The organism is Myroides sp. N17-2, from assembly GCF_002286775.1.
Classification (GTDB): Bacteria; Bacteroidota; Bacteroidia; order Flavobacteriales; family Flavobacteriaceae; genus Flavobacterium.
Genome location: NZ_NSGJ01000027.1, coordinates 20,891 through 43,384, shown reverse-complemented (window position 1 = coordinate 43,384; position 22,494 = coordinate 20,891). Strand labels below are relative to the sequence as shown.

The window sequence follows — 22,494 nt, the reverse complement described above, 5'->3', positions numbered from 1 at the left end:
ACTAAGTATGAAAAACAGTACTAATGCTGACAATGAACTGAGTACAGCAGAAAAAAAGATAGAATATTTTGAAAACAACTGTCAAGTGCAGTCTGCTCTTAAAGTCATCACAGGCAAATGGAAGACCTCTATCATCAAAACAATAGCGTCTCAATGTCCTAAGAGATTTGGAATACTAAAGAAAGAGCTAGATAATATCGCGCAAGGAACACTGACTACTGTACTCCGTGAGCTTGAGAATGATGGGTTACTACACAGAGAAGTATACGCAGAAGTTCCCCCTCGCGTAGAGTATATGCTCACTGATAAAGGCAAGCGACTACTGCCTATACTCGAAGACCTAGAACAGTGGTATCAATCTAAATAGTTATATAAAATAACAAAGGCGATTCTAAACTGATTAGAATCGCCTTTATTATATAATTAAAGAGTGATAAACTAGTATAGTTTAGCTCCGATTGCTTTTGCAAAATCTTCTTGTACTTTTAATACTTTCTCCTCTAGTTTACTTACTTTTTCTCCTACTGTATTTACTTTATCAATTGCCTTATTATACTTATCTATATTAGCATTTGATTCATCCTTCTCATCTATTGCAATAAACTCTTTCAAAACAGGTACTTGTTCTTCAGCTACTACTTTATACACTTCTAAAGTACTAGTGTGAAATGCCTCAGCCTCTTTAGTGGGTTTGATCTCTTTAACCACAGTAGTACAGCTATCCACTAATGATGCTAACTTAGCTAGTGTTTTTTCTCTTTCCTCTAAAGTACCTTTATCTACATTGTCTACCAACTTTTCAGACTCCACTACATACTTATTATAAACACCTACTATCTGTTGGTTCATATCCATATTTCCCCCACAAGAGAACATTGTTAATGCTATTACAGCACCTAAAATCATTTTTTTCATATCTAATTTTTATTTAATTTTTCAAAACAAATTACTTACTTATCAGAACAACGTTGTTCCTCAACTTTAATCTAACACCTTGATGTTAATCTCTGCTACAAATGCATTATACTGTCTATCTGCCTCTGCTTTTAACTGCTCGTACTTTTTATCCATCTTCTCTAACTTCTCTGACAATTGTCGTTCAGCAGGAGTATAACTATTAGTCCGTTTACTCATATACATATTAATCCACTCCACCCTCATAGGAATATATTCGTCCTTAGTAAACTCACATAACTCTAATGCTGATTTAGTAAATTCAGATGATTTACGATCAGGCTTCACTGTCTTAATCTCTTCAATCGCATTAGATAAAGTTCTCTCATAATCTTGTACAACCTGTAATTGGACATTTAGATTATCAACCTTTATCGTATTATCTAATCTCCAAAACTCTATTCTATTATAAGCATAAATCACCGTCTTATAATCCCCTAAATTATCCTGACACGAGTACAAGCTCATCATTACTAAAAAACCTAATATCCACTTCTTCATTCTCTAGTCTAACAATTGAACCTATTTTTAAAGAATTGCTTGAATACCTTAGCTTCTTCTTTCTGTGAGATAGCTAATTCATAACCACCTGTTAGATCAGCTATCTTAGAGTTTATCTCTGGTACTTGGAACTCTATACTAGTTTTGTCTTTAAACTCAAATTTATAAACTACTCCAAATGATTTTAACTTAGCTTGTTTCAGATTGTCATTTGTTATGATAATTGAAGTACCATATCCTGTTAACTTAGAATCAATATCAGTGATAATAATATCCCCTGTATTCTTATTAAACGCTATCATATAATTATAATATGTAGTACGACTTGCCACTACATATGATGTCTGTTCTATAGCTTTACCGTAAATAATCATATACTCATCTATTGAATCTCGATTAAGAATCTGCTTAAGAAATGACTTCATTGTTTCCTTAGTTCTAGTTACTTCCTCATTTGATGCAACGAATAATCCTTTAATCATATCAATAATACTTCCCATATATTCTATCTTTTAATTATTTACTTTATTATATTCTTTCTCAGTAACGTATTCATTAGGATTATTAGGATTGTAATAAATATAGATAGACTCCCCTACTTTTCTAGTCTTGAGCCCCTCACTAAATTGTCTATTGCGATAAATTCTGCCATTACTATTTTGGTACTCTAAATACCACATTGCACTACGTCCTAGCGTCCCTCTTCTACCAGAAGTATGGGTATCTACTATCCTTGCTTCCGTCTTTACATAATCCTTATAAATCCTTCTTTTTACATCATCCCCTCCTATATAATCAAGATAAATAAACTTATACACACATAGAGCGACGATAATAACTACAGTAATGAACGCTTTCTTCGTTGTATTACTTCTAATGCCTGTTTCTACATTCATAACTAAATATTGCTTCTCATTTTCCACACTATCCCTACACACTCAATATCAATTCATTAAATATATTTTCACACAAATTTAGCATAATATTTTAACATACTCATCATACTTTTACCAAACAATGTGGTACTAATCAATTCTATCACCTGATATTTATAATAAGTTATCCGTTAAAATTTTAAGTCAATATAGAGTATGTAAAAAAACGCAAACCTCTTTTTTTATTTTAGTATATTTATCTCCCTATTTGAGGCTTAAAACACCCTTTTCAATTCACTTTTTTTCTAAAAACCCCTCATTTTAGGCTTAATAGCCAAATACTCAAAAAAAGGCTAATACTTTTTTTATATATCCTAAAAACATAACACACTGTTTTTAAATACTATAACCGTTTTTTAGTTTTTTTAGACTTTTCAAGTACATCTCTCAATCCCAATGGGAATCAGTACTCATGCAAAGTTGCTCGACAGTTGCTCGAGTATTAGCCGTAAATAGTCGCTCTGAGAAATATTAGTCGAGCAATACTTCACTTATTGATAGGTAATCTACGACTCGCTGAGTATCGAGATTAAATAAGGGGAGAATGGAAGGTGGAGAAGTTTTGATTGCGGAAATACACGGCACGGATTCTTCTACCTATAAAAAGATTGTGGCGGCGGGGCGTATAGTGATACGCCCGTACAATTGGGTGTAGATAGGGCGTGATATGGTTTGGGGATATACACGGCACTGATTTCAAATCCGCGCCAGCGCAAGGATTGTGGTTACGTTGGAGATGTGGTTTGGGTGACACGCAAAATATTGCGTCTGTACCTTGACATGGTTTGGGTAGCGATAGGACATGACATGGTATGAGAATACCCCTCTGCCGAAGGCAAAAAATTCTTAATTTTGAATTCCTAATTCTTAATTAAATTAGTCGTATCGGATAGCCTTTACAGGGCTGATCTTAGAAATTAGATATGATGGGATTAACAGCACTAAGAATGCGATTAAGATAACTCCTGCATTTAATAGGAATACGTCTGTAAAACGGATTAACACAGGGGCTTCTCTTACGTAATAAGACGTTGAATCAAGTTTGATAAATCCGAAGTACTGCTGTGTATATAATAATCCTAATCCGATGATGTTTCCATAAAGGAGTCCTTTCACGATAAGGTATGTGGCGTTATATAAGAATATCTTGCGGATAGTCCAGTTATTAGCTCCCATCGCTTTAAGGATACCGATCATCTGTGTGCGTTCTAATATCAATACTAGTAGTGCGACAATCATATTAATAGAAGCGACCGCTACCATAATAATAATGATCACCATAATATTAAAGTCAAACATATCTATCCAACTAAAGATATTACTGTATTTATCTACTATCGTTTTACTGTCTACTGTTGAAGGAAGATTGGTATAAAACTCTTGTCCCTTTTGTTGTATCTGATCAAAGTCGTTTAGGACTACTTCGAAGCCACCTACTTCATTGGGTTGCCATCTATTTAGACGTTGCACGTGTCTTATATCTCCTATTACAATATTTGCGTCGAATTGCTGTAAAGCTGAGTTATAGATACCAACTATCTCGAATTGGCGTACGTTAGGAACTTTATTCCCCCACTCTTTCATAAAGTATGTAGTGACCTTATCGCCTACCTTAAAGTGCATACGATCTGCCATATACTGAGACAGTAATACTTCATTACTCATCCCTGCAGAGGGCTTAGGTAGTCTTCCCTCTATCACATAATCTTTTAGTTCATTAAGATCATATAGCGAGTCTACTCCTTTATAGATAATTCCTTCAAAGGAAGTCTCTGTACGTATAATCCCTGCTTTAGAAGCGTACTTCTGTATATTCTTAACTCCTGTGATATTCTTGATATCAGGAGAATTCATTATCTGAGCATCTATTGGCTTCAGGGTGATGTCAGTAATATTACTATCATAGTTAGTAATTATGACGTGACCGCTAAAAGCTGAGATTTTATCTCTAATTTTGTATTTTAAACCGAGTCCTGTTGCTACAGCTATCAACATCATTATCATCCCTAACGCAATAGCAGTTATGGCAATTTTAATAATTGGTGCAGATACACTACTTTTATAGTTCTTAGTAGTGACTAATCGTTTGGTTATAAAATATTCTAATTTCAAAGTAAATATGATATCAAATTCAATGTTCAAAAATACATTTTTATTCTTAGTATGTCTATTAGCATTCGGTGTTAATTTAAAAACTTATGCTAAAACTGCAACTTTAAAACAAAAAAATGAGCAGACTATTAAGGTTGGTGCTGAGCGTATCTCAGAATATGCTAGCCTGCTTAAGAATAAAAACGTAGGTGTACTCACTAATCAGACAGGTGTAGTAAATAACGCACAAGGTACTTATACATCAACTGTTGACTTCTTATTAGAAAATAAGGTGAATGTAAAGAAGATCTATGCTCCTGAACACGGATTTAGAGGAACTGCTGATGCGGGTGAATTAGTCAAAGATGGAAAGGATACAAAGACAGGATTACCTATTATATCACTATATGGAAATAATAAAAAGCCTTCTGTAGATCAGTTAAAAGGAATAGATGTAATGGTTTTTGACTTGCAAGATGTGGGGGCTAGATTCTATACCTATATCTCTTCACTTCACTACCTGATGGAAGCCTGTGCAGAACAGAACATACCAGTTATCGTATTAGACAGACCTAATCCGAATATTAGTATTATAGATGGGCCAACGTTAGAGATGAAGAATAAGAGTTTCGTTGGGATGCATCCTATCCCTGCTATGCACGGAATGACAATAGGTGAATATGCTAAAATGATCAATGGCGAAAAGTGGTTAGCTAATGGGGTACAATGTGACCTTACTGTTATCCCATGTGAGAATTATACTAGAGAGATGAGTTATTCTCTACCTGTATCTCCTTCTCCTAACCTACCGAATGATCAATCTATCAACTTATATGCTAGTCTATGTTTCTTTGAAGGAACAAATGTGAGCTCAGGTAGAGGGACTGACTTACAGTTCCAAATATATGGTTCTCCCTTCTTAACAAATATGCCTTACCAATTCACTCCTCAATCTAATGCAGGTGCAAAAGATCCGATGAACAAAGGAAAACTGTGCTATGGTGAGAACTTGTCAAAAGAAAAGAAACTGACGAAGATAGAATTAAAGTGGTTACTTAAAGCGTATAAAAACTCGACTAATAAAGACAAGTTCTTCATTAACTTCTTTGTTAAACTAGCGGGTACAGATAGCTTAAAAGCACAGATAATAGCGGGTAAATCAGAGGATGAAATACGCAAGACTTGGCAAGGTGGTTTAGACAAGTTTAAACAAACTCGTAAACCTTACTTACTTTATACTAATTAATACTTTACACTGACAAGTGGCTAAGAAGAATACTAAATTAATATCACGTAAAGCTTTTATGGCAATAGGAATAGCAATACTTCTTATTACCATAGGGGCGATATATGTATTAAGTTCTTCGATTAACAAGAGTAATGAGTCTACTTATAAATATATCACCTCTAAGAATTTTTATCAAAAACTACGTTCACTAGATTTAGAGTTTAAGAAAATAGACTCTCATCTAAACTCTCTAGATTACATCACTAAAAGCACCCCCATAGATCAATTACCTTTAAAGTATGAGGTACTAAATCAGATGTACAATTTAGACGGTGTGGTATCTCTTAATTGGTATTTTAGAGTTAATACGAACAATGAAGTCATTGATGCCTATGTCGGCGAAGGTCAAAAACACGAAAAGGATAATATATTCGGGCAAACTATCTTAGCTCATCCAAGTCACTCTAAGAAGAATACTTTCATAGAAAAGAATGGATATCAATATTGGCTAATGTATCACAGTATGCCTACGGCTAATAACGAACGTATTATCTATGGTATTGTAGTCGATATGTCACTGTTCCATAAATACCTTACTAATATAGATGTGACTACGCCTAACTACGCCTATATATTCACTAGAGATGGACTATGCGTATATCACCCTGAGGATAGTCTAATGGGGAAAAATGTTTTTGAGCTAAGTAATTTCTCTGTACAGGATACTATTAAGACTACTGATGCTGCTAATCCACCAGTGGTTAATTCGGAGTACCTTAATTTAGAGGTATTCAGATTTATTAGTCCTTTTAAATCAGAAAACTTCTCAGGTTATATCACGATAAACTTCCCTAAGTTTAATGTAGATGATAACATTAAACCTATTAGAACCAATACGATATTAATTTTTATTACTACTGTAACTATACTCTTATTGCTATTCTACATCTTTAGTATGGCGAATAAAAAAGCATATTTAGAGAAAGAGTTGTTGGCTGTAGAGAATGAAAAGATTGTAAAGGAAAAAGCATTGATTCAATTACAACAATTAAAGAATCAGATCAACCCACACTTCCTATTTAATTCGCTTAACTCGTTATATATGTTAATCGACTTAGAACCTGAAATTGCCCAAAAGTTTACATTGAATTTAAGTAAAACTTACCGTTACTTAATAACTCCTCCTGAAGAGAACATTGTAGATATTAACAGTGAGATAGACTTTATTGATAAATACATAACGTTACAAAAAACGCGATTCACAAAAGAACTAAACTTTAAATTAATTGATAATCGTTCAGAAAAAATAGTTAAAAAAATCCCTTTCTTAGGGCTGCAAATCTGTGTAGAAAACGCGTTAAAGCACAATATTGCAACGATAGAACAACCACTCACTATAGAGATAATTATCGATGATGAGAAAGCTGTTATCACGAATAACTATCAACCTAAAAAGTCTGAAATAGGAAGTGAACATTTCGGTATAAAATACTTAGCATCAATATATAACTATTATAATGTGTCAGGGCTTAAGACAGTTTGCGAAGAAAGAGAATTTGTTTGCATATTGCCTTTGATCAAATGTTAAAATTATCCACTCACTCCCCTATTCAATCCATTCACTCCCAAAAATTTTAAGCATACGATTAAGTCAACTAGTTTTATACTGACTTAATAATAACTTAACATAACAATGGATAAAAACACGGTTAAACTAAGTATCAGTGCTTTAATATTTTCTTACTGTCTGACACAGGTACCACCTGCCTATGCAGCTAAGAAAAAAACTACCCCAAAAACTGAAAAAACAGTAACCACAGAGAAAGACTCTACAGATAGCAAGAAAAACAACTATGCAGACTTAATCAAAAAAGGTGTGTATAGTAAAGGAATGTTTAATACAATCCAAGCTAAGACTGATATCTACTTTGAGATCCCTGACAGTCTACTAAACCGTCAATTCTTAATTGTTAATAAACTATCTCAAGTTCCATTAGAAGTTAATGATGCTGGTGCTAATACTGGTATGAACTATGAGAATAAACTGATCACATTTCACAAAGATACAATTGCAAAAAAAGTATGGGTTAAAACAATCACCCCAAGAGTTTCTTCTCCTGCTAATGATGCAATCACAAAATCAGTAAAAACAAACTTTATAGAATCTGTATTAGAGGTATTCGATATCGAAGCTCAAAATCCAGACTCTACTGCTACTGTAATCAAAGTAAACAAAGTATTTGATGGAAATCAAAAGAGCTTTAACGATGTCTTAAATGGATTAGGCTTACCTACATCTGTTAAGACTAACCTATCTTATATAGAAGGAGTTAAAACGTTTCCTGAGAACCTAGTTGTAAAATCTTTACTAACTACAAGTGTGAATGAAGGTTCAGGTGAATTACCTGTTTCTTTAGGAATCACGAGTAATATCGTCTTATTATCTGAGAAGCCAATGCAGCCGCGTATAGCTGATAAGAGAGTAGGATACTTTACAGAAAAACATTGGTTCTTTAGCGATGCACAACACAAGATGAAAGAAGAAGAATTCATCACGAAGTGGCGCATGGAACCAAAAGAAGAAGATATAGAGAAATACTTAAGAGGCGAATTAGTTGAGCCTAAAAAACCAATCGTTTACTATGTAGACCCTGCTACACCACCCCAATGGAGATCTAAGATCATGGCAGGGGTACACGATTGGCAAGTAGCATTTGAGAAAGCTGGTTTTAAGAATGCTATTATCGCTAAAGAACCTTCTGAAGAAGATAAAGACTTTGATATAGATGATGTACGCTACTCAGTGATTACTTATGCTGCATCACCTAAATCTAATGCGATGGGACCTGCGGTTATAGATCCTCGTAGTGGTGAGATAATAGAATCAGATATTATTTGGTGGCATAACGTAATGACATCAGTTCACAGCTGGATGCGCATACAGACAGGGCCTATAGATCCTAGAGCTAGAGCCAACAAGTTTACAGATGAGCATATGGGAGAAGCTATTCGCTTTGTATCATCTCATGAAGTAGGACATACTTTCGGACTAAAACACAATATGGGATCGTCATTTGCATTCCCTGTTGAGTCATTGCGTTCAAAAGAGTTTACAGATAAAATGGGTGGTACCGCTCCTTCTATTATGGATTATGCTCGTTATAACTATGTAGCACAGCCTGGTGATGGAGTAACAGCGATAACTCCTCAGATCGGTCTATATGACAAGTATGCTATCGAATGGGGATACCGTTGGTACGCTACTCAAGAAGAAGAAAAGAAAGCACTGCGTACTATGATAGAAGATCATCAAGATGATCCTATGTACTTCTACGGAGAGCAACAAAGTTCATTAAATATCGTAGACCCACGTTCTCAGTCAGAGGATTTAGGTGACGATGCGATGAAAGCAAGTGAATACGGTCTTAAAAATTTAAAGATAGTTGTAGAAAATATTATTCCTTGGACTTACGATGAAGGAGAAGATTACTACGAAGCTGGGAAGTTATATATGGGAGCTATTGGTCAATGGCAGATGTATAACCAACATGTATTAAACAATATCGGAGGGGTTTATTTAAACCATGCAGTATACGGAAACAACAAAAAAGCATACGAGCCTGTCCCTTTCGAAACGCAAAAAAGAGCAGTGGAATATTTAGCAAAGAATGCTTTGCAAATTCCTACGTGGTTGTTCTTTAATGAGGTTATTGAGAATACATACAGCTTAAAAGATTCTCCAGTAGGTCCATTCGAATATTCACCATATTCATTAGCGAGAGAACTACAGTACTCTACGTTATACTACACTTTAATGGATGAACGCTTATTGCGTCTATTAGAGAACGAAGTACAACAAGTACAATTAGGTAAAGAGAAAAACTTTACCATAAATGATTTGTTTTCAATGCTTAATAGTGAGATTTTTGCACCCACAAAAAAAGGTAAGGCATTATCTATTTTTGAACGTATGACGCAAAAGAACTATGTTGATGCGTTGATTATTGACGTAAACAAGTTGTTTGAGAAAACAAGCAAAAAAGGTTTACTGACTGCACATTCTCTACAATTCCCAACGCTGTGTAACCACATAGAAGAGGAGAATAAATTGAGAAATATTAATTACACTGTAATGAAAAGAGTTTCGGAAGTTACTTCTTACAAAAAAGGTGAATTAATGAATATTAAAGATACATTGACAAAAAAGAAAAATAGTGGAGATAAAGCGACACGAGCACATTACTTAGATCTAATTAATAGAATCAATGAAGCTTTAAATCTATAGAAATAAACTAACCCCAATTATTTTAAAGGAAACATGAAAAAACTTTTTCTCCTTTTCTCACTCCTTACTATTTCTCTTGCCTTTGCGCAGGAGAAAAGAGTGATCACTGGTCTTGTTCAGGATAGCACTGACAAGCTAGGATTACCAGGTGCTTCAGTAATAGTGGAGACACAGACTGTCTCTAATGCTACTACTCAAGCCGGTATCGTAGAAAGTACTAGTATTGGTACTATGACTGACTTCGATGGTAACTTTACTTTAGAAGTTCCAAAAGATACTAAGAGTATTCGTATTAGTTTTATCGGATATGAATCAAAACTTATTACATTAGGTGCTAAAGGAAACTATATAGTAACTTTAGGCGCTGATCCAGACGTATTAAACGAAGTAGTAATCACAGGATACCAGACTATCGAAAAAAGAAAACTTACGTCTTCAGTGGCGCAAGTGAGTATGGCTGAGATAAATCAAAGCGGTGTGGCTAGTGTGGATCAAATGTTAGCGGGACAGGTAGCTGGTGTAGCTGTAACAAGCCTAACTGGTGCTCCTGGTGGACCTGCTAAAATCAGAATCCGTGGTACTGCATCTCTATCAGGTGCACAAGATCCATTATGGGTACTAGATGGTATGCCATTAGAAGGAAGCGATGTTCCTAACTTTAATGATAAGGCTAATATCGATCAACTTCAGAACTTCTCTATCGCAGGATTAAACCCTGACGATATCCAAGATATTACTATTTTAAAAGATGCTTCAGCTACTGCCATCTATGGTGCTAGAGCAGCTAATGGGGTAATCTTAATTACTACAAAGAAAGGGAAGAAAGGGGATATGAAAGTAAACTTTACAGTTAATACCTTCGTTAACCAGAGACCTGATTCAAAAAAACTTAACTTACTTAACTCTGATCAAAAAGTTGATTTAGAATTAATGTTAGCAGGTAGATCTGATATTTTTAATGATAGATCTAATCAAGGTGAAGTAATGCGTATCCTAAATGGTACAAATGAATTAGACATGTATAGAAATGGTGGTTTTGGCTCATTATCATCAGCAACACAAGCGTCTATCAACAACTTAAGAAATACAAATACAGATTGGGGTAAAGAGATATTCCGTCCTACATTTAATAAACAATATGGTTTAAGCCTTTCTGGTGGTAGTGATGTGAATGATTATTACTTCTCTCTAGGGTACTTTAATGAAGATGGTACAACGATAGGAACAGGTTTTGAGCGTTTTAATATTACTTTAAAAGACAACTACCAAGTAAGTGATAAACTTAAAGTAGGAGTAGCTTTATTCGGAACTCACTCTAAAAAGAAAAACTTCGTAACAGATGCTGATTCTTCTATTAACCCAGTTAACTACTCTAGAAATGCCAATCCTTATTTAGCTCCATATAATGCTGATGGTAGCTATATGTATGATAAAGATATCGACGGATTTAGCGGTAGATATGTGCCTTTTAACTTCGCTGAAGAAAGAGCGAATACAAGCTACGAATTAGTTAACAAATCATTTAAAGCTGTATTTGATTTAGAATATCAACTATTCAGTGATTTCAAATTAACGTCACAATTAGGATTACAACTTGACAAAAGTGATACTGAAAAATATTTAGGAAAAGAAACTTACTCTACTCGTAAATTAAATGAAGCAACTCGCTATTGGGATAGTAAGGCAAAACAGTTTAAGTATTTCTTGCCAGACGGAGGTGTTATTGAAAACTTTAATGACGATATGTTCCAATATAACTGGAAAACACAAGCTACTTATAATGCTATCTTCAACGATATGCATGAAGTAGACGTGATGGCTGGTATGGAGATTAGAAAATCTGATCAAACAATCATTAAGTCAAAAGGCTTTGGATATGACTCAAATACTTTAACAACAAAACCAATCATCTTCCCAGAAGGTAATGCAGATGCTACACAAGCAATCTATGAGACCTATAAAAGAACAGAAAATAACAATGCTTATGCTTCTTTCTTTGCAACTGCATCATACACATACAATAGAAAATATACAGTATTTGGAAGTGTACGTGCAGATGGTTCTAACTTATTCGGTGTAGATCCTAAATACAGATATGTACCTCTATGGGCTGTGTCTGGATCATGGTTAGTATCTAAAGAAAAGTTTATGGAGAACATAGACTTCGTAAGTAATTTAAGATTACGTGCTTCTTATGGATTACAAGGAAATATAGATAGAAACACATCTCCTTATCTTATTGGAGTTTATAGTATTTCTACTATTTTACCGGGATATCCAGAAAGTACTATTCAAGTAGATGCTGCTCCAAATGGAACATTACGTTGGGAAAAAACGACAAATACAAACTTTGGTTTTGATCTAGGGTTATTTAATAATAGAATAGCTGTTGCATTCGATGCTTATAACAGAAAAAGTACTGACTTAATCGGTCTTAGAGCATTACCTCTAGAGACAGGATACGAATGGACAAATATGAACTGGGCTCAGGTGACAAATAAAGGTTATGAAATATCACTTACTACAAAGAATATTTCTACACCTGACTTCTCTTGGACAACTACATTCAACTTTGCACATAACAAAAGTAGAGTAGATAAAATCCAGATATTTGACAATGAAACGCTACCTTCTAGAGAAGGACTACCTGTTAATGCAGTATTCCATATCAAAACAGCAGGTTTAGATGATAAAGGAAATATCTTATTCTGGAAAGAGGGAGAAAAAGTAACAGGTAAAGAGTTCTTTAAACTAAAAGATCCAATGGCTGAATTTATGCCAGGATATATGGTTGAATCAGAACTTACACCAGAAGAATATAGAAATTTATACTCTTATGCAGGTGATAAAGATCCTAAATTCACTGGAGGTTTAATAAATACAATTAAAATTAAAAACTTCGACTTTACAATTTCTGCAGCTTTTAATTTAAAACAAACTGTACAAAAAACACCTTCATACAATGCTTATAAAGTAGATCCAGGAAGAAATTATACAACAGATATGTTAAATATCTGGACTCCAGACAATCCAAGTGCAACATTACCAGGTATCATAGGTAATGACTATAATGGAAATATGGATCCTACTAATGATAACTGGATGTTAGCAAAATACTTTGATGGTGGAGATAATGGAAATGCTTACAAGTATTTAGATCTATGGACTAAAGAGATTAGCTATATCCGTATCAGTAGTATGCGTTTAGGGTATACATTACCAAAAGAGCTATTGAGAAAACTTAATCTTGACAACGTCAGATTTACTGTAGAAGGTCGTAACTTATTTGTTTTTGGAACTAACTATGATGGTTATTTTGATCCAGAAACGTATGGTAATATCTATACACAACCAATCCAAAAGTCATTTACTTTAGGGTTAAATGTAACTTTCTAATACCGAATCATCATGAAAAAAATAATATTATTATTAAGTGGTTTATTGTTAGGATTAACCACTACTAGTTGCGATAGTTTTCTAGATATAGAACCAAAAGGAAAAATAATTCCTAAGACGACAGAAGATTACCGCAAACTTATGACAACGGCATATTTTAACTATCCACAACATAAGTCAAGAAGTAATTTCCGTACTGATGAAGTGCATATCACAACTACTGCTAGTGAGTCAATGGCTTTTCTATCTATTAAGGATATCTATTCTTACCAAGATGTAAACCCTTCAAAACAGACTAAAAGCTTTGGTTATGGTCAATTTTACAAGTCAATTTTTTATACAAATGACTTGATCAACAATGGGGTCAACACAATGCAAGTAGGTGATGAAAAAGAACAATTATTAGGAGAAGCATACGGATTAAGAGCGTTAGCTTACTTTGACTTAGTTAACTTATATGCTAAACCTTATGATAAGTCAACAGCATCTACTGAATTAGCTATTGTTCTACATATAGAACATGAAATAGAGCAAAGAAAGCATAAATCAACAATGGCTGAAGTTTATGTACAGATACACTCTGATATAGATAATGCTAAAAAGCACTTAAGAGTTACAACTTATGAAGTTGGTCAGAACTATCGTTTTACAAAGGCTGCTATCTATGCATTAGAAGCTAAAGTTAACTTATATCAAAAAGAGTACGAAGCAGCATTAGTAAGTGTTGATCAAGCTTTAAGATATAAAAGTGAATTACAAGATCTAAACAAGAAGACAGATATATCAGTCGCTAGTTTTAAATCAGTAGAGTCAATCTTAGCATTAGAAGAAACACTAGAAAACGACTTAAAGGAGACTGCATTACTATCTGACGAATTATATAATACGTACGATAGAGTTAATGATCTTCGTTTTAATGCTTCTTTTGAACTAGCAAAAGGATCTTATATTAGTAAGAAGACAGGTACAGGTGAGATGAAAGCATCTTTCCGTACTTCTGAATTATATATGATAAAAGCGGAAGCATTAGGTCACTTAAACAGACTAGCTGAAGCTAAGAGTACAATTGAGAAATTGATAGTTAGTAGATACAAGCCGGAAGCTGCTGCAAAAGTTTTACAGAAGCTTTCAGGTTTGGATCAGAAAGGATTTATCACTTTTATCTTAGATGAAAGAAATAAAGAATTTGCTTTCGAAGGACACAGATGGTTTGACTTAAGACGTCTAAACCAAAAACAAATAGTACACAAATTTGGTAATGACACGTTCACTCTAGCAGAAAATGACTTGAGATATACGTTGCCATTCCCTAAAGATGCAAGAGAAAACAACCCAAATCTATAGTCTTAGCCAGACTCATATAACTGAAAAAAGCCACTCGACATCGAGTGGCTTTTTTATTTCTCATCAACATCAATAAAGCTTCCCTATCTGAAGAAGTAAAGAAAAAGACAGATTCAATTATATTTTATACTTTTGTAAAAATTCCCACCACATGAAAGTTGCCATAGTTGAAGACGAGTCTTTAGCATCGAATTACTTAAAATCATTGCTTCTAAAGCAAGATTACCTAACTATAGAAGAGATAACTATACTATCTTCTGTAAAGGAAGCAACTGCCTTCTTTTTGACAAATAAGGTTGACTTGATATTTATGGATATTCACTTAGGAGATGGCAAAAGCCTAGAGATATTCGAGCATATAGAGATAAAGTCACCTATCATATTTACCACGGCTTATGACTCTTATGCCATTCATGTGTTCAAACAATTTACTATAGATTACATCCTTAAGCCATTTACAAGTGAAGAGCTTGGTGATGCTTTAATAAAATTTAAGGAGATCAGTAAGCAGTTTGAAATCACTCCCACTTTAGACAGCTTAATAAAGATAGAAAACGATGGAGATACTAGCATTAAAGATCGCTTCTTAGTAAATAATGGACATAAACTAAAGTCAATAGAAAATGACCAAATAGCTTACTTCGTAGCATCAGGAAAGCACTTATTCTTACATACATTTGACAACAACTCTTATATCTATGATGATACAATAAAGGATATCATTAACAAACTAGATAATAAAACGTTCTTTAAAGTTAATCGAAAATATATCATTAACATTAAATCTGTATCGGATATCATCAAACACAATAGTCAAAAGATAGAGCTGAAAATCACTCCTGATCCTGAAGATGATGCACCTATATTAGTTAGCAAAAACCAAATATTAGACTTAAAAACATGGTTAAGTTAAAACTTTCTCATTCCTTTAAGATAATTCAGTGTGTTATTTTGTTATATTTGAGATAACCTAAATTAAAAAACAAAATACTATGGACTTTGGAGATCGTCTTATCAACTTTGTTGATAGAATTCTTGACTTATTTAATGCTATAAAAGGATATTTAGATAATGCAGTAGCATTCTTTGAAAGATTAAAAGATAAAATACTTGAACTAGTAGAGTACTTCACAGATAGAATAGAAGATATTACAGATGAAAGTTTACAAGCATTAGAAGAAGAATATACTTTTATCTAAAATCTTAAATCTGCAACTATAGTTTGCTACAGATTTAAGGAAAATACTTTTATTACTTGACTACTATTCTCTTCTTCATCTCCTCTACCACTTCATAGGCAGCAGGGCAGATAGCTACATTTTTAAGTGTGAGGTTTGATATCTGATTAAACTTCTTGCGATCTGTATGTGGATATTCGCGACAAGCTTTTGGGCGAACGTCATAAATCATACAGTAATTCTCATTATCTAAAAATGTACAAGGAAGACTTTGTAAAACATAATCACGATCCTCATCAATATGTAGATACTTATCTATAAATTGTTGGGGTTTCATTTTTAAATGCTTTGCTACACGCTCTATATCGGCATTGGTAAACAAAGGACCAGTCGTCTTGCAACAATTAGCACAACTCAAACAATCAGTGCGTTTAAATACTGCATCGTGTATATCCTGCATTTGGTAATCTAAATCCTTAGGAGCTTTCTTTTTTAATTTATCGAAATACTTTTTGTTTTCATTATGCTTATCTTTGGCCAACTTAGGAAGTTGTGAAAGTATTTTATCCATCTCTATCATTTTGCGTACAAAATTACAACAACTCTTCTTTAATTTTAAATGAAAGATAAAATAATGAAAGACCTTTTAGGAAAAGCTATCTTAGATTTTCAAACCAATAACAATCCACAGAACGTAATCACGGAAACAGACATTTCTGAAGCGGAAGAAATGGATATCACTTATCTGTTCAGATCATATAAGCAAATGCCTAAGATTGAACAAAAAGCGCTTAATTTAGCTCAGGGAAAGATACTTGATGTCGGATGTGGAGCAGGTGCCCATAGTATTTACTTACAAGAAAAGGGGTTTGATATCAAAGCAATCGATATTTCTAAAAACTCTGTTGAGGCATGTAAATTAAGAGGGATTACAAATGTTCACGTAGAAAATATCCTTGATATAAAAGATGAGAAATATGACACTATATTACTCTTAATGAATGGTACGGGAATATTCGGACGTTTAATCCATATCACTAAATACCTACAGCATCTAAAAAGTTTATTAACTCCAGGAGGTCAGATTCTTATTGATAGTTCTGATTTAATCTATATGTTTGATGAAGACGAAGATGGTGGTAAATGGATACCAATGGAAAACAAAGACTACTATGGTGAACTAACTTTCACAGTAGGATATAAAGGAGAAGTAGATGAGCCACTTGATTGGTTATACTTAGATTATAATACTCTTCAAAATGCAGCTCACGCCAATGGCCTAAATTGTGACCTTATCACTGAAGGAGAAAACTGTGATTACTTAGCCAAACTAACACTTGCTTAAATTATATCAATAAAAAAGACCTTTATGTGATACATAAAGGTCTTTTTCTATTTTAATCGATTACTCAGTCATATATTTCATCATTAAGCCTTGTAAGCCTACAGCCCACTCTTCACCTACTTTCTGTCCTTTGTCAAAAAGAACTTCACTCTTACTGCTTAATTTCATTCCTATTGGAGATTCATAGAATGCGATAAGTTTCTTAACATCATCATGAGTAAACTCTGTCATATACATATCCGCCATTTTATCTACAAGAACAAGCATACTCGCTTTTAATTCTTTTTCAAAATCTGCACGTTTTCCTTCCTCAACATTAGTAGACAATTCTTTTGTTAACATTTCAAAAGTCTTTAACTGACCACTTAGTTCCATATATTTCTTAGTGTCAACTTTAAATGCATCTTGAGCAAAAGTAAACTGACAAACTAATACCATTGCAAAAGCAAGTATTATTTTTTTCATAGTTTCTGTTTTTTAAACCTTATTGTAAATTTAAAGCTATTTAAGGAATATCCAAATATTTATGTGTCTGTACTGATATTTTCCACTGCGGATTTTTCTTCACATACTCCACGATAATAGGATTCATCTCTTCTCTCTTACTCCACTCTACTTGTAATAATAATAGCGCATCTTTATTTACTCTTGCCGCTTGTTCTTCTGCAAAGATTAAATCATGTCTATTATACACCACTACTTTTAACTCATTGGCTGCATCATATACACTTTGAGTTGGTAATTTATTCTTTTTAGGAGATAGACATATCCAGTCAAAGTCTCCTGTTAAATCATAAGCCCCAGATGTTTCAATATTAGTTTGAAGACCTGCTTTTTTAAGTTCTGAAGTAATATAATCCAGATTATACATTAAAGGCTCACCTCCAGTAATAACAGCTAAATTAGCATCTGACTTAGCTCGTAGCACTATTTCATTTACATCAGTCAATGGATGTAGTTCAGCATCCCAGCTCTCTTTTACATCACACCAATGGCATCCAACATCACATCCACCTAATCTAATAAAATAAGCTGCGTGACCTGAATAATATCCCTCACCTTGTATTGTATAAAACTCCTCCATTAAAGGTAATATTCTACCATCTTCTAAGGCTACTTTATCGTAATCTTTAGTCATTGTACTTTTACATTAAGGCAACAAAGATAAGTTATAATAACTTCCTAATAAATAATAAACAAAAAAACTCATCTGATGACAGATGAGTTTTTAATTTAAACCTTAAATCCGCAGAAAGCGTTTAAACGAGAATGAATTATACAAAACAAAGCAAGATTAGTGATTAAAGCATACATTAGTATGGTTTTAGAGCTAATTGAAGCTATGTAAAGTAAAATTCATTCGCAGTAAATGGTAGTTGCAGATTTAAGGTTATATATCAAGAAACTACTTGCTTAATGCTTTAATTGTATTTTTAGCAAACTCGTTTTGAGGATCAAGTTCTAATACTTTATTAAACATAGCAATAGCTTCACTATTTTCTTTCTTATTAGCATGATATGTTGCAATCGAAGTATAAGCTTCTATTACTCTATCTTTATTATCAGATTTACTTAAACCTCCTTCTTCACCTATTACTTTTAAGTATCCGCTATATGCATCAAACATTCTCTTATAAGCCTCATCTCCTTTTAATAAACGATTCGCTCTAGCTTTAAAGAAATATGCCTCTCCTAACTTAGGATCTGCTTGTATAGCTATCGCAAAATATTTATCTGCTTGGTTTAATACCCCTTCATTATTTCCACTTGCATCATCTCTTCCTAACAAATAATAACAATAAGCTGCATAATAATTATCGTACGTATAATTAGGTTGAGTCTTAATAGCTGCACTAACAGAGAATACATCAATAGCTTCTTTTAAGTTACCTTTCTTAGACAAATCTAATCCTATCGCATGGAACTCTTCTGCTACAGCAGGTTCTACTTGCACTGCTTTCTGCAATTGTTCAACCCCTTTAGCGTAGTAACCGTTATTATCTTTCGCTGTATTCAAATAACTTAACCCTAAATATAAATGATCTCTTCCAATCACTTTTTTAGCCTTCGTTAAATACTTTTCTAAACCTTGAATTGCAACAGCATAATTTGCATTATGATAACCTGCATATCCTAGATATCTATTAATTTTATTATTAACTCCCTCTTCCTTACTCAAAGAAGAAGCTAGTTTCTCTAGCTTGATATAGTCACCAGTCACTAATAGAAAATCAGCGTACTTCACTCTTGCTTCAACAGAATTATCAGAAGCAACTAAATACTTTTGGTAATACTCATCTGCCTTATTCACGTAGTTTGCTTTATTAGCATTATCACGCGTAGACCATAAGTAATAACTATCAGCAATCTCTCTTAAAGCAGGAGCATAATTAGGGTTAACTACTAAAATCTCCTCACAAGCTTTAATAGCCTCTGCAAATCCTCTTCCACGTTTAGTTATAATAGCTAATTGCAATTTTGCATCTAACAGACTCTCATCATAAGAAATCGCATTCCTAAAAGCAGAAAAAGCCTCGTTAAAGTTATTTTCAGCTAAATAAGCCTTACCTAGAACATTATACGCATTAGCATTAGTGTAATCTGATGCTATAACCGCTTGAGCAATTGCAATAGCTTCTTTAGGTTGATTGTGCTTAGAATTCAAATAAGCCGATGCTACTAAAAGTTGCTCATTATAATCCTTCTTGCGAATACTTTTTAATGCTTTATCAAAGTTCTCTTTAGCTAGAACAACATTATTATCGTCTAAAGCCAATTGACCTAATCCAATAAAGTTAAGAAAGCCTTTACTTTTTACCGCAATACCCTTCTCAAAATAAGTACGTGCCGATTCTACTTCTTCTTCCTGTAATAAAACATCACCAAGATAATAATAGTTTATACCATCATTTGGCTTACTCTCTACTAAAGACTTTAAAATAGCCTTTGCTTTATCATATTGTTCATCCTGTATAGCTTTTTTAGCTGTTTCTAGATCTTGTGCAAAACTACTTGCGCTAATCAAGGCTATTGCCAGTAATGATTTTAGATTACGTTTATTCATTTTTTGATATATTTTGGTTATTTATATTCTTAAATTTTATCTCTCACATTCAGTTCTCTTGGAGGAACTTTAAAAGGTACTAAACCTGATTTCAAAACAATTCTTTGACCTTTATATCCAGCGATATATGAGGCATATCCAACACCTAGTCCAGACATACCTTGAATATCTACCACATACAGTTTTCGTGTAAGAGGATATGTTCCTTCAGCTATATTATTTTGAGATGCCTTATAATACTTACCGTCTTCATAATTCTTAACTCCCAGAACCTTGATATCTCCCATATACTTAGCAACCTTTTCACTTGGTTGCGTAAGCCAGTTTTGTCCAATTACACCTATAGCACGTGGATTTTTACTAACATACTCAATCACTGCCTCAGAATCTCCAGCATAATAAGCTTTATCTTTAGGAAGATCAGTTACCTTAGTTTTCTCTTTGAAAGTTTCCACAACATTAGAATTTGCATTATCAAAGACTAAAATAGTCCCGTTACTACCATCAGTAGTAGTACTCTTCATATTTTTAAGTACCAAATCATAGTCAATAATACTATCTGTATAAGTTTTATTCGCCACAAAAACGATTGCATCAGTTGCAAAATGAGTCATCTTAGGTGTCACCCTACCCTCAAAGCGCTTAACTTCACTATCAGTCAACTCTCTTGGCAAAACTGCAACGCGAACAGAATCATTAAACAACAATAGTAATGCCTCATTTGTAGACATTTTCAGAAGGTCAATCTTACTGCGATTGTATTCATACATATACATCGTATTTACATCATTCACAATTGGGTAAATAGATTCATCTACTAAAATCTTAGTATATCCGGATACCGGAGTCTCTTCAATCTTAGTAAAATCAATTTCTTCTTGATTAACTATAGGTTCTTCTTTCTTTTTACATTCCACAAAAACACTTGACAAAGTAGCAATAGCTAAAACATAGCTAAATACCTTAAAACCTCTTTTTATCATTTAATTCTTAATACACTAAAGTTTGTTATTCCATAAAGATATACAAAACAAACAAACTATATTGTTAAGATTAGAACAAAAAAAAGCCGCTAAAAGCGGCTTAATCTATTTTGAGAATCACTCTTGATTCCATAATCTTATAAATCTAAATACACCGTATACTATCAGAGCACCTCCAAAAAGCATTCTGTAAGTATATTCCATAGCTATAGGCATATCATCCCAAAACAAAAACATACATCCTAATCCTAAATAAAGAAAAAAGAAGCATAGTCCGAAAACAAACAGAAATCGCTGTAGCAGCGATTTCTGTTGAAATTTATTTTTAAACATACCTATTGTACTTGAATAGTAATTGGTAATGTAAATTGTGATCTAACACTTCTATTATTTTGAATAGCAGGTTTCCATTTTGGCATAGAGTTCAATACACGTACTGCCTCTTTACCAGCACCGTAACCAGGGTCACGAGCAACTTTAATATCAGTTAATGAACCATCTATCTCAACAATAAATTGTACGATAACTTGGATTCTCTTCACACCTGAATCAATATCTGGTGTTCTGAAACGGCTGATGAATTGCTTGTTAAAAGCAGGCATACCTCCAGGGTACTCAGCTTTTACTTGTACAGCAACGAAAACCTTATTAGGGTCTCCATCTCCTGAAGCTTCAGGTTTAGGATCACCTTTGTCAGCTTTACCTGTACTTTCACCAGTTTTGATTTCTCCTTTATCCTTGTCACCTTTAGCATCTTTCACTCCAGGATCTGCATCCTTAAAGTCATCTTGCTTAGCGATCTCTTGTTTTACCTCTTCCTTCTTAGCCACTTCTGGCTCTACGAATTGCTTTTGGTCGTTAACCGACTTAGCTTCTTCTACAGGAGGTGGTGGTGGTGGTACTTCTTCTGGTGGTGGAGGTAATTCCTCAACCGGTGGCGGAATACTAATATCTTTAATCTCAATTACTTGATCTAAGTTATCAACATTCTTTACTCCAAAAGTTCCCTTTGCCATATCGATTAGCATTGGTGATGCTATTCCTAATCCAAACACAGCCATACCAGCAAATAATGCGATAGTAGTCATCTTTGGATTTTCTGTTCTTAATTGATAAGCTCCGTAAGATTTGTTACGTCCTTCGAAAACCATATCAATCCAATCTTTTTTAAAGATATTTAATTTTGACAT

Annotated in this window: 20 protein-coding genes; 9 read left to right on the top strand and 11 right to left on the bottom strand. The window is 33.7% G+C overall.

The annotated features are described in order from the left end of the window. Positions 1-7 precede the first annotated feature (7 nt). Positions 8-367, top strand: coding sequence for a helix-turn-helix domain-containing protein (locus tag CF599_RS12115; protein ID WP_121966305.1), 360 nt, complete (start codon positions 8-10; stop codon positions 365-367). Positions 368-438: 71 nt separating this feature from the next. Here the strand turns inward: CF599_RS12115 and CF599_RS12110 are convergent, their stop codons facing one another. From CF599_RS12110 to CF599_RS12090, 5 genes are all read right to left on the bottom strand, one after another. Next, positions 439-915: a hypothetical protein gene (locus tag CF599_RS12110; RefSeq protein WP_121966279.1), complete on the bottom strand. Its 477-nt coding sequence runs from the start codon at positions 913-915 to the stop codon at positions 439-441. 66 nt (positions 916-981) lie between these two features. Next, positions 982-1,455, bottom strand: a complete 474-nt coding sequence (locus CF599_RS12105; protein ID WP_121966278.1) for a hypothetical protein — start codon at positions 1,453-1,455, stop codon at positions 982-984. 8 nt (positions 1,456-1,463) lie between these two features. Then, positions 1,464-1,955: a hypothetical protein gene (locus tag CF599_RS12100; RefSeq protein ID WP_121966277.1), complete on the bottom strand. Its 492-nt coding sequence runs from the start codon at positions 1,953-1,955 to the stop codon at positions 1,464-1,466. Positions 1,956-1,967: 12 nt separating this feature from the next. Further along, positions 1,968-2,351 (bottom strand): DUF3592 domain-containing protein, encoded by a 384-nt coding sequence (locus CF599_RS12095; RefSeq protein ID WP_143824822.1) that lies wholly within the window; start codon positions 2,349-2,351, stop codon positions 1,968-1,970. A 915-nt stretch (positions 2,352-3,266) separates the two neighbouring features. Further along, on the bottom strand, positions 3,267-4,502 hold the full coding sequence (locus CF599_RS12090; RefSeq protein WP_121966275.1) for an FtsX-like permease family protein: 1,236 nt from the start codon (positions 4,500-4,502) through the stop codon (positions 3,267-3,269). A 7-nt stretch (positions 4,503-4,509) separates the two neighbouring features. Here CF599_RS12090 and CF599_RS12085 point away from each other — a divergent pair, with 7 nt between their 5' ends. From CF599_RS12085 to CF599_RS12055, 7 genes are all read left to right on the top strand, one after another. Beyond that, complete coding sequence (locus tag CF599_RS12085) at positions 4,510-5,727, top strand: exo-beta-N-acetylmuramidase NamZ domain-containing protein (protein WP_121966304.1); 1,218 nt, start codon at positions 4,510-4,512, stop codon at positions 5,725-5,727. Between the two features lie 58 nt (positions 5,728-5,785). After that, positions 5,786-7,297 carry a histidine kinase gene (locus CF599_RS12080; protein WP_121966303.1) on the top strand — a complete coding sequence of 504 codons (1,512 nt, stop codon included), beginning with the start codon at positions 5,786-5,788 and terminating at the stop codon, positions 7,295-7,297. A gap of 105 nt (positions 7,298-7,402) precedes the next feature. Continuing rightward, a complete protein-coding gene (locus tag CF599_RS12075) occupies positions 7,403-9,994 on the top strand; it encodes a zinc-dependent metalloprotease (RefSeq protein WP_121966274.1) in 2,592 nt (863 codons plus the stop codon). Positions 9,995-10,027: 33 nt separating this feature from the next. After that, complete coding sequence (locus CF599_RS12070; RefSeq protein WP_121966273.1) at positions 10,028-13,390, top strand: SusC/RagA family TonB-linked outer membrane protein; 3,363 nt, start codon at positions 10,028-10,030, stop codon at positions 13,388-13,390. Positions 13,391-13,402: 12 nt separating this feature from the next. Continuing rightward, the gene (locus CF599_RS12065) at positions 13,403-14,734 is read left to right on the top strand and encodes a RagB/SusD family nutrient uptake outer membrane protein (RefSeq protein WP_121966272.1); all 1,332 of its coding nucleotides are present in this window, start codon (positions 13,403-13,405) and stop codon (positions 14,732-14,734) included. 151 nt (positions 14,735-14,885) lie between these two features. Further along, positions 14,886-15,647, top strand: a complete 762-nt coding sequence (locus tag CF599_RS12060; RefSeq protein ID WP_121966271.1) for a LytTR family DNA-binding domain-containing protein — start codon at positions 14,886-14,888, stop codon at positions 15,645-15,647. Positions 15,648-15,726: 79 nt separating this feature from the next. After that, positions 15,727-15,933: a hypothetical protein gene (locus CF599_RS12055; RefSeq protein ID WP_121966270.1), complete on the top strand. Its 207-nt coding sequence runs from the start codon at positions 15,727-15,729 to the stop codon at positions 15,931-15,933. Positions 15,934-15,985: 52 nt separating this feature from the next. Here CF599_RS12055 and CF599_RS12050 read toward each other — a convergent pair whose 3' ends face one another. Further along, a complete protein-coding gene (locus CF599_RS12050) occupies positions 15,986-16,483 on the bottom strand; it encodes a YkgJ family cysteine cluster protein (protein ID WP_121966302.1) in 498 nt (165 codons plus the stop codon). A gap of 63 nt (positions 16,484-16,546) precedes the next feature. Here CF599_RS12050 and CF599_RS12045 point away from each other — a divergent pair, with 63 nt between their 5' ends. Then, positions 16,547-17,257: a bifunctional 2-polyprenyl-6-hydroxyphenol methylase/3-demethylubiquinol 3-O-methyltransferase UbiG gene (locus CF599_RS12045; RefSeq protein ID WP_121966301.1), complete on the top strand. Its 711-nt coding sequence runs from the start codon at positions 16,547-16,549 to the stop codon at positions 17,255-17,257. 60 nt (positions 17,258-17,317) lie between these two features. On the opposite strand, the gene CF599_RS12040 is transcribed toward CF599_RS12045, so the two are convergent. The 5 genes from CF599_RS12040 to CF599_RS12015 all read right to left on the bottom strand — a co-directional run bounded on the left by CF599_RS12040 (position 17,318) and on the right by CF599_RS12015 (position 22,494). Then, the gene (locus CF599_RS12040) at positions 17,318-17,722 is read right to left on the bottom strand and encodes a DUF2059 domain-containing protein (RefSeq protein ID WP_121966269.1); all 405 of its coding nucleotides are present in this window, start codon (positions 17,720-17,722) and stop codon (positions 17,318-17,320) included. A 40-nt stretch (positions 17,723-17,762) separates the two neighbouring features. Then, complete coding sequence (locus tag CF599_RS12035) at positions 17,763-18,395, bottom strand: 7-carboxy-7-deazaguanine synthase QueE (RefSeq protein ID WP_121966268.1); 633 nt, start codon at positions 18,393-18,395, stop codon at positions 17,763-17,765. Positions 18,396-18,662: 267 nt separating this feature from the next. Further along, positions 18,663-20,321, bottom strand: coding sequence for a lipopolysaccharide assembly protein LapB (locus tag CF599_RS12030; RefSeq protein ID WP_121966267.1), 1,659 nt, complete (start codon positions 20,319-20,321; stop codon positions 18,663-18,665). A gap of 29 nt (positions 20,322-20,350) precedes the next feature. After that, complete coding sequence (locus CF599_RS12025) at positions 20,351-21,304, bottom strand: PstS family phosphate ABC transporter substrate-binding protein (RefSeq protein WP_121966266.1); 954 nt, start codon at positions 21,302-21,304, stop codon at positions 20,351-20,353. A gap of 335 nt (positions 21,305-21,639) precedes the next feature. Beyond that, positions 21,640-22,494, bottom strand: a complete 855-nt coding sequence (locus tag CF599_RS12015) for an energy transducer TonB (RefSeq protein WP_121966264.1) — start codon at positions 22,492-22,494, stop codon at positions 21,640-21,642.